This is a genomic window from Streptomyces africanus, from assembly GCF_002150735.1.
GTDB lineage: Bacteria > Actinomycetota > Actinomycetes > Streptomycetales > Streptomycetaceae > Streptomyces > Streptomyces africanus.
Genome location: NZ_MUKA01000366.1, coordinates 1 through 8,844, shown reverse-complemented (window position 1 = coordinate 8,844; position 8,844 = coordinate 1). Strand labels below are relative to the sequence as shown.

The window sequence follows — 8,844 nt, the reverse complement described above, 5'->3', positions numbered from 1 at the left end:
GAACTGCGCGATCAGCCACGACGCACCCGCAGCCGCCACACCACACGCCCTGCCGAGCTACTGGGCGTTCGGCTGCCCCTTGAGGTGCCTCTCCGCGAACTCCAGCTCCAACCTCACCTGCTTGATCCGTTCGTCCACCACCAGTGAGCCGTGCCCCGCGTCGTAGCGGTACACCTCGTGGACCGCGCCTCTGGCCTCCAGGCGCTTGACGTAGTTCTCGATCTGACGGATCGGGCAGCGGGGGTCGTTGACGCCGGCCGAGATGTAGACCGGGGCCTTGACCTGGTCGACGTAGGTGAGGGGGGAGGATGCCTTGAAGCGGTCGGGGACCTCTTCGGGGGTGCCGCCGAGGAGCGTGCGGTCCATCGCCTTCAGCGCTTCCATCTCGTCGTGGTACGCCGTGACGTAGTCGGCGACGGGGACCACCGCGATGCCCAGGGCCCACGCGTCGGGCTGGACGCCGAGGCCGAGGAGCGTGAGGTAGCCGCCCCAGGAGCCGCCGGTCAGGACGAGGCGGTCGGGATCCGCGAGGCCGGAGCTGACGGCCCACTCGCGGACCGCGGCGATGTCCTCCAGCTCGATGAGGCCCACGCGGTGCTTCAGGGCGTCCGTCCAGGCACGGCCGTAGCCCGTGGAGCCGCGGTAGTTGACACGGATCACCGCATAGCCGTGGTCGACCCAGGCCGCCGGGCCCGCCGCGAAGGAGTCGCTGTCGTGCCAGGTCGGGCCGCCGTGGATGTCGAAGACCGTGGGGAGCGGGCCGGTGCTGCCCTGCGGCTTCTGGACGAGTGCGTGGATACGGCCGCCCGGCCCCTCCACCCACACGTCCTCCACCGGCACCGAGCCGGGTGACTTCATGCCGGGCGGGTCGAGCACGACACCGCCGGACGTGGAGCGGACCGCCGACGGTTCGGCGGCCGAGGACCACATGTACTCCACGCTGCCGTCGGGCCGGGCCGTGGCGCCGGACACCGTGCCGGGCGGGGTCGGGATCTCCGTCAGGGCGCGGCTCGCCAGGTCGTAGCGGAACAGCTCGCTGCGGGCCTCGAAGCTGTGCGCGATGAGCAGGCCGGTGCCGTCCGGATACCACTCCGCGCTGACGTCGCCCGGCAGCTCCAGCGCCAGGTCCGTCTCCTCGCCGGAGGCGACGTCCCAGACCAGGGGCTCCCAGCGGCCCCGGCGCTGATGGCCGATGAGGAGGCGGGTGTCGCCGTCGACGGGGGCGAAGCCGAGGACCTCCAGGCCCAGCTCGCGCGTCCCGCCCTCGGTGTCGTCGAGGTCGGCGACCGGTGTGCCGTCGGTACGCAGGACGCGCAGGGCGGAGTGCATGGCGTCGCCGTGCTCGGTGTGCTCGACGGCGATGAGCGAGCCGTCGTGGGAGAGGTCGCCGACGCCGGCCGACTCGCGGTGGCGGTAGATCTCCACCGGCTCCTCGCCCGTGCGGACGAGGTGGATCGTCGTGCCGTCCTCGTCGGTCGAGCGGCCGATGACCGCCGTGCGCCCGTCACGGCCGAGGGCGAGGCCCGCCGGGTAGGAGGGATCCAGGCCCTCGGCGGCGGGTTCGTCCACGCCGCCCGCGAAGGGCTGGCGGCGCCAGACGCCGAACTCGTCGCCGTCCTTGTCGTCGAACCACCAGATCCAGGCGCCGTCCGGGGACAGCACGCCGTCCGTCGTGCCGTTCGGCCGGTTCGTCACCTGGCGCTGCTCGCCCGTCTTCCGGTCCCAGGCGTACAGCTCGTACGTCCCCGTCGCGTTCGACACGAACAGGGAGCGGTCCGGGGCGTCCTGTGCCCAGTCGGGCAGGGACACCCGGGGCGCCCGGAAGCGCTTCTCCCAGTCCGGCATCCGCTCCTGCCGTGCCGCCTGTACCTCTTGCTCGTGCTGGTCCCGCTGATCCCGCGCGTCGGATCCGTTGCTCTCAGTCATGGCCCCATACTGCCCGCCCTCACCGACAATTCGCTGGCGAGGTCCTCAGCCTGTGGATAACCTCCACGGGTCCCCCTTCCCAGCAGGTCAGGAGTCATCCATGTACTCCCCCACCCCGGCGGACTGGCACGAGGCCAACCGGGCCCACTGGGACGAGCGCGTCCCGCTGCACACCACGGGCGGTTTCTACGACCTCGACGCCTTCCGGGCCGGGCAGGACCCCTTGCGCGACTTCGAAAAGGCCGAGGTCGGCGACGTCTCCGGCCGTTCGCTGCTGCACCTCCAGTGCCATATCGGCCTCGACACCCTGTCCTGGGCCCGGCACGGCGCCGACCGTGTCGTCGGCCTCGACTTCTCCGCACCGGCGGTCGACGTCGCCCGCGGCCTCGCGCGCGATCTCGGCCTCGGCCAGGACCGGGCCGCCTTCGTCGCGGCGGACGTGTACGACGCGGCCACCGCGGTTCCGGACCCGTCGTACGACATCGTCTACACCGGCGTCGGCGCGCTGTGCTGGCTGCCCGACATCGGGCGCTGGGCCGAGACGGCGGCCTCGCTGGTGGCGCCCGGCGGGTTCCTGTACCTCTCCGAGTTCCACCCGCTCACCGACGTCCTCGACGACGAGACCGGCTCGCGGATCACGTACGACTACTTCGCCCGTGACGCCTGGATCGAGGAGAGTCCGGGTTCGTACGCGGCGGAGGGCGCCGAGTTCGTCCACAACCGGCGCGTGGAGTGGCAGCATCCGGTCGGCGAGGTCGTCTCGGCGCTGGCGGCGGCCGGGCTGCGCATCGAGTTCCTGCACGAGCACGACGTCTCGCTGTTCCGGCGGTTCGAGTGCTTCGAGCGGCGGGACGGCTACTTCCGCTATCCGGCGGACCGGCCGCGGATCCCGCTGATGTACTCGCTCCGGGCCCGCAAGGACTGACGGCCGACCCCGCAGGCCGGGCCCGCCCGGCTGCCCCGTACCGTAAGGGTGTGTACCGGTTTCTGCTGACGCCCCGATGGTGGGGGATCAACGTCTTCGTGCTGTTGTCCATCCCCTTCTGCATCTTCATGGGGTCCTGGCAGCTGGGCCGGTTCGAGGACCGGGTCCAGGACCACCGCACGGCGACCGAGCAGGTCTCCGAGGCGCGGCACGAGGCGCCCCGGCCGCTCGGTGAGATGCTGCCGGTGACCAAGGCGACGTCCGGCAAGCAGGTGACCGCGACCGGCCGCTACGGCAAGCAGTTGCTGGTGCCCGGCCGGGAGCTCGACGGCAAGCAGGGCTTCTACGTCCTGACGCTGCTGCGGACCGACTCGGGCGAGGCGCTGCCGGTGGTACGGGGCTGGCTGCCCGGGGCCGCCGACGCGGCGAAGGCGCCCGCCGCGCCCACCGGTGAGGTCACGGTGACCGGGGTGCTCCAGGCGTCCGAGACGCCCGGTGACAACGGCGTCCGTGCGCAGGGCGGTCTGCCGGCAGGGCAGACCGGGGCGATCAGCGCGGCGTCTTTGGTGAACCTGGTGCCGTACGACGTGTACGACGCGTGGGTCACGTTGGCGAAGGGTGACTCGGGGATGAAGGCGGTGCCGGCGAGCGCGCCGCCGGGATCGGGGCTGGATCTGAAGGCGTTCCAGAACCTCGGTTACACCGCCGAGTGGTTCGCCTTCGTGGGGTTTGTGATCTTCATGTGGTTCCGGTTGCTGCGGCGTGAGGTGGAGTTCGCGCGGGATGCGGAACTGGGGTTGGTGGCGGAGGAGCCCGTCGCCGTGGACGCCGGCAGCAAGTGACGCGGCGTCGGTGCTGATGCCGGGTGGGTTCGCAGCCCGGCGGTGCGGGGTGCCGCTGCGCCCACCCGTGCCGCCCTTAGCGGCACGATTGCCCGCAGCTGAGGCACCTCAGGGGCGCGGGGAACTGCGCGACCGGCCACGACGGGCCCGCACGGGGGCTCCGTCAGAAACCCCAGCGGCGGCTAAGCGGACTCGACCCGCTTCTTCAGACCCGCCAGCGCCCGGTCGATGATGACCTTCTCCGCCTTGCGCTTGATCATGCCGAGCATCGGGATCTTGACGTCGACGGTCAGCGCGTACGTGACCTCCGTACCCCCCGCCCCCGCCGGCTTCAACAGGTACGTGCCGTCCAGGGACCGGAGCATCTGGGACTTGACGAGGGTCCAGGACACCTCGTTCTCGCCGGTCCACGTGTACGCGAGGACCTGGTCGTCCTTGATCGCACCGGCGTCCATGACGAGCCGGACCTGTTCGGCACGGCCCTGCTCGTCGGTCTTGAGTACCTCGGCCTCCTTCACCTCGCCGGTCCAGTCCGGGTAGCGGGCGAAATCGGAGATGACCGCCATGACGTCGGCCGGGGCCGCCTCGATGGTGATGCTCGAGCTGGTGTGTTCCGCCATCGCCGTGGCTCCTCCAGATACGGGCCGGTATGAGGTCGTCGTGCGCAAGCGTGCAGCGTGAAGGCTACCGCGCACGGGGCCCGCCGATCTCATCCGACCTGGGACGTCCTCACCATTCCAGCGCCCACGGTGTCCCGGTCCCCGCGAAGTGCCCCACGTTCACACACTCGGTCGCCCCGATCCGCATCCGCCGCACCAGCGGCTGGTGGACGTGCCCGAAGAGGGAGTAGCGGGGCCGGGTGCGGCGGATGGCGTCCAGCAGGGCCCGGCTGCCGCGCTCGAAGCGGCGCGCGACGGTGTCGTAGACCAGTTCGGGAACCTCGGGCGGGATGTGCGTGCACAGCACGTCGACCTCGCCGACGGCCTCTATCTTCGCCGCGTACTCCTCGTCGCTGATCTCGTACGGCGTGCGCATCGGCGTCCGCAGACCGCCGCCGACGAAGCCGAAGACCCAGCCGCCGATCTCGACGCGCTCGCCGTCGAGGACGGTCGTGCCGGGGCCGGCGTACTCCTGCCACAGGGGCGGCATGTCGACATTGCCGTAGGTCGCGTACGTAGGGGTGGGGAACGCGGCGAACATCTCGGCGTACTGCTTGCGCACCGCCTTCTCGATCACCGAGGCGCGGTCCTCGCCGACGCCGGCCCACAGCCGGGCCCCGAGCTCCCGCGCCTCCTGGAAGCGCCGGGCGGTGCGCAGCGCGACGATGCGGTCGGCGTTCTCCACGCCGAACAGGTCGGGGAAGATGCCGCGCGAGTGATCGGCGTAGTCGAGGAAGAGGACGAGGTCGCCCAAGCAGATCAGGGCGTCGGCGCCCTCGCCGGCCCTGGCCAGGTCACGGGCGTTGCCGTGCACGTCGCTGACCACGTGCACGCGCGTCCTGTGATTTCCGGCTGGTGTGGGTGCCATGGTGATCAAGGGTAGGTCGAGCGGCACAGTTGTGAACAGTGGCGGCCCTACCTGCGGTTACTGGCCAGTCAGTTAGTACGTGGACTACTGTGCGCAAAGGAATACCCAACTGTGTGACGCAGCGAACATCTCGACGGGACCCCCTGTCGGAAAACCTATACCGGCGGGTAACGTCCGGGCAGTCCAGTCGTGCTCTGCATTTCAACAAGTGAATGCCGGAGCACCTGCCCGAGCCTTGGACCGGACCGTCGCATCACACAACGTCGTGGCGCCGGCGCCCTATGAGGAGCAGCAGTCTTGCGCGAGTTCAGCCTTCCGGCTTTGTACGAGGTCCCTGCGGACGGCAATCTGACCGACATCGTCCGCAGAAACGCCGCGCAGCACCCGGACGTCGCCGTCATCGCCCGCAAGGTGAGCGAAGCGAAATGGGGGTCCCCCCAGACGAAGTCTGGGGGAGGCACCTGGCAGGACGTCACGGCCACCGCCTTCCTCGCCGAGGTGCACACGGCCGCGAAGGGGCTGATCGCCGCCGGGGTCGAGCCGGGCGACCGGGTGGGCCTGATGTCCCGCACCCGTTACGAGTGGACGCTGCTGGACTTCGCGATCTGGAGCGCGGGCGCGGTGACCGTGCCGGTGTACGAGACCAGTTCGCCGGAGCAGGTGCAGTGGATCCTCGGCGACTCGGGCGCGACCGCGTGCATCGTGGAGTCGGACGGTCACTCGGCCGCCGTCGAGTCGGTGCGTGACCGGCTGCCGGCGCTCAAGCACGTGTGGCAGATCGAAGGCGGCGGTATCGACGAGCTGGCCCGGCTCGGGCAGGACGTCACGGACCAGACGGTCGAGGAGCGCAGCTCGATCGCCAAGGCCGACGACCCGGCGACCATCGTCTACACCTCGGGCACCACCGGCCGTCCCAAGGGCTGTGTGCTCACCCACCGCAGCTTCTTCGCCGAGTGCGGCAACATCGTGGAGCGGCTGCGTCCGCTGTTCCGCACGGGCGAGTGCTCGGTGCTGCTCTTCCTGCCGCTCGCGCACGTCTTCGGGCGGCTCGTGCAGATCGCGCCGATGATGGCGCCGATCAAGCTCGGCTGCGTCCCGGACATCAAGAACCTCACCGACGAGCTGGCCGCGTTCCGCCCGACCCTGATCCTCGGAGTGCCGCGCGTCTTCGAGAAGGTCTACAACTCGGCGCGCGCCAAGGCGCAGGCCGACGGCAAGGGCAAGATCTTCGACAAGGCCGCCGACACGGCGATCGCGTACAGCAAGGCGCTGGACACCCCGTCGGGCCCGTCCCTCGGCCTGAAGATCAAGCACAAGACGTTCGACAAGCTCGTCTACAGCAAGCTCCGCGCGGTCCTCGGCGGCCGGGGCGAGTACGCCATCTCCGGCGGCGCCCCGCTGGGCGAGCGCCTCGGCCACTTCTTCCGCGGCATCGGCTTCACGGTCCTGGAGGGCTACGGCCTGACCGAGTCCTGCGCGGCCACCGCGTTCAACCCCTGGGACCGGCAGAAGATCGGCACGGTCGGCCAGCCGCTGCCCGGCTCGGTGGTCCGGATCGCCGACGACGGCGAGGTGCTGCTGCACGGCGAGCACCTGTTCAAGGAGTACTGGAACAACCCCGGCGCGACCGCCGAGGCGCTGGCCGACGGCTGGTTCCACACCGGTGACATCGGCACCCTCGACGAGGACGGGTACCTGAGGATCACCGGCCGCAAGAAGGAGATCATCGTCACCGCCGGCGGCAAGAACGTCGCCCCGGCCGTGATCGAGGACCGCATCCGGGCGCACGCGCTGGTCGCGGAGTGCATGGTGGTGGGCGACGGGCGGCCGTTCGTGGGCGCGCTGATCACCATCGACGAGGAGTTCCTGGGCCGTTGGTGCGCGGACCACGGCAAGCCGGCGGGTTCCACCGCGGCGTCGCTGTGCGAGGACCCGGACCTGCTGGCCGCGATCCAGGCGGCGGTCGACGACGGCAACGCCGCGGTGTCGAAGGCGGAATCGGTGCGGAAGTTCCGCATTCTGTCCTCCCAGTTCACGGAGGAGTCGGGCCACCTGACCCCCTCACTGAAGCTGAAGCGGAACGTGGTGGCGAAGGACTACGCGCACGAGGTCGAGGCGATCTACGCGAAGTAGCAGGGCTTTCCCGAGGCGTTCATGGCGCGGTGTCCTCGGCGAGGACCCGCGCCATGGTGCGTTCGGCGAGCGCGGTGATGGTCACGAAGGGGTTGACGCCGATCGACCCGGGCACGAGCGAGCCGTCGGTGACGTAGAGCCTGGGGTAGCCCTTCACGCGCCCGTAGTCGTCCGTCGCCCGGCCCAGCACGCAGCCGCCGAGCGGGTGGTAGGTGAAGTCGTCGGCGAAGATCTTGCTGCTCGATCCGAACAGGTCGTAGCGGTAGATCGTCGAGTTGGCCGCGTTGATCCGGTCGAACAGCTTCCTGGCCATGGCGACGGAGACCGCGCTGTGGGCGGCCGTCCAGCCGAGCCGCACCTCACCCGAGCCCGTGTCGTACGAGAAGGACGCCCGCTCCGGATTCCCGGTGATCGCCAGGTAGAGGCTCACCCAGTGTTCCAGCCCGGCCGGCAGCGGGGCGATCTCGGCGAAGACGCGGTTGCCGGCGTTGGCCCAGTCGTCGATGCCCATGACCGGCATGGTCGACTGGTTCGCGCCGACGGTGTCCCACAGGTGGTTGGCCCGGCCGAGCATCACGTTGCCGTTGGTGCCCCAGCCGGCGCCGACACTGGGGTCGAGATCGGGCAGGGTGCCCGTCTCCCGGGCGCGCAGCAGCAGTTCGGTGGTGCCGAGGCTGCCGCCGCCGAGGAAGAGGTACGTGCAGCCGTACTCCTTGGTCTCGACGACCCGGCCGGTCTCGTCGACGCGGTCGGCGGTCAGGACGTAGCTCCCGTCCGGCGCCCGGCTGATCGCGCGGACCTTCTCCAGGGTGTGGATCGTGACGTGGCCGGTGCCGAGCGCGGTGGCGAGGTAGGTCTTGTCGAGGCTGCGCTTGCCGTGGTTGTTGCCGTAGATGACCTCGCCGGCGAGGGCCGACTTCGGGGCGGTGCCGGCCGCCTCGCGCGCCATGTGGCCGAAGTCGTAGACGTTCGGCACGAAGGTGGTGCGCAGGCCGGTCTTCTCGGCGTGCCGGCGGGAGACGCGGGTGAAGCGGTACCACTCCGTGGACTCGAACCAGGCCGGGTCGACGGTGTTCACGCCGAGGGCGGCCCGGGCGCGCGGGAAGTACGTGCCGTACATCTCGTCGGCGTCGACGGTGGGGAACTGCTCGGCGAAGTAGGCCCTGGGCGGCGTGACCGCCATGCCGCCGTTGACCAGTGAGCCGCCGCCGACGCCCCGGCCGACGTAGACGGACATCTGCGCGAAGTGCACGCGGTCCAGGACGCCCGGGTAGCGGCCGATGTCCTGGTTGACGACGTCCAGCCAGAGGAAGGTGCCCAGGGGGGCCTCGGTGCGGGTGCGGAACCACATGGAGCGCTGGTCCGGGGTGCGGGTGGAGCAGAAGATCTTTCCGTCGGGGCCGGGGGTGTTCCAGAGCCGGCCCATCTCCAGCACGAGGGTGCGGATGCCGGCCTGGGCGAGGCGGAGGGCGGCTACGGCGCCGCCGTAGC

Annotated in this window: 7 protein-coding genes; 3 read left to right on the top strand and 4 right to left on the bottom strand. The window is 70.5% G+C overall.

From position 1 onward, the window contains the following. Positions 1 to 57 precede the first annotated feature (57 nt). Positions 58 to 1,926 (bottom strand): S9 family peptidase, encoded by a 1,869-nt coding sequence (locus CCL05_RS36155; protein ID WP_086564881.1) that lies wholly within the window; start codon positions 1,924 to 1,926, stop codon positions 58 to 60. A 100-nt stretch (positions 1,927 to 2,026) separates the two neighbouring features. On the opposite strand from CCL05_RS36155, the gene CCL05_RS36150 reads away from it, so the two are divergent. Together CCL05_RS36150 and CCL05_RS36145 are read left to right on the top strand one after the other, a co-directional pair. Next, complete coding sequence (locus CCL05_RS36150) at positions 2,027 to 2,851, top strand: class I SAM-dependent methyltransferase (RefSeq protein ID WP_086564880.1); 825 nt, start codon at positions 2,027 to 2,029, stop codon at positions 2,849 to 2,851. 50 nt (positions 2,852 to 2,901) lie between these two features. Next, the gene (locus CCL05_RS36145) at positions 2,902 to 3,693 is read left to right on the top strand and encodes an SURF1 family protein (protein WP_086564879.1); all 792 of its coding nucleotides are present in this window, start codon (positions 2,902 to 2,904) and stop codon (positions 3,691 to 3,693) included. A 182-nt stretch (positions 3,694 to 3,875) separates the two neighbouring features. Here CCL05_RS36145 and CCL05_RS36140 read toward each other — a convergent pair whose 3' ends face one another. Both CCL05_RS36140 and CCL05_RS36135 read right to left on the bottom strand, forming a co-directional pair. Further along, complete coding sequence (locus tag CCL05_RS36140; protein WP_086564878.1) at positions 3,876 to 4,313, bottom strand: SRPBCC family protein; 438 nt, start codon at positions 4,311 to 4,313, stop codon at positions 3,876 to 3,878. A 109-nt stretch (positions 4,314 to 4,422) separates the two neighbouring features. Next, complete coding sequence (locus CCL05_RS36135) at positions 4,423 to 5,220, bottom strand: metallophosphoesterase family protein (protein WP_082319876.1); 798 nt, start codon at positions 5,218 to 5,220, stop codon at positions 4,423 to 4,425. Between the two features lie 297 nt (positions 5,221 to 5,517). Here CCL05_RS36135 and CCL05_RS36130 point away from each other — a divergent pair, with 297 nt between their 5' ends. Then, complete coding sequence (locus CCL05_RS36130; protein ID WP_086564877.1) at positions 5,518 to 7,353, top strand: AMP-dependent synthetase/ligase; 1,836 nt, start codon at positions 5,518 to 5,520, stop codon at positions 7,351 to 7,353. 19 nt (positions 7,354 to 7,372) lie between these two features. Here the strand turns inward: CCL05_RS36130 and CCL05_RS36125 are convergent. Then, positions 7,373 to 8,844 (bottom strand): GMC oxidoreductase (locus CCL05_RS36125; protein WP_086564876.1); only part of this gene is annotated, 1,472 nt, incomplete at its 5' end.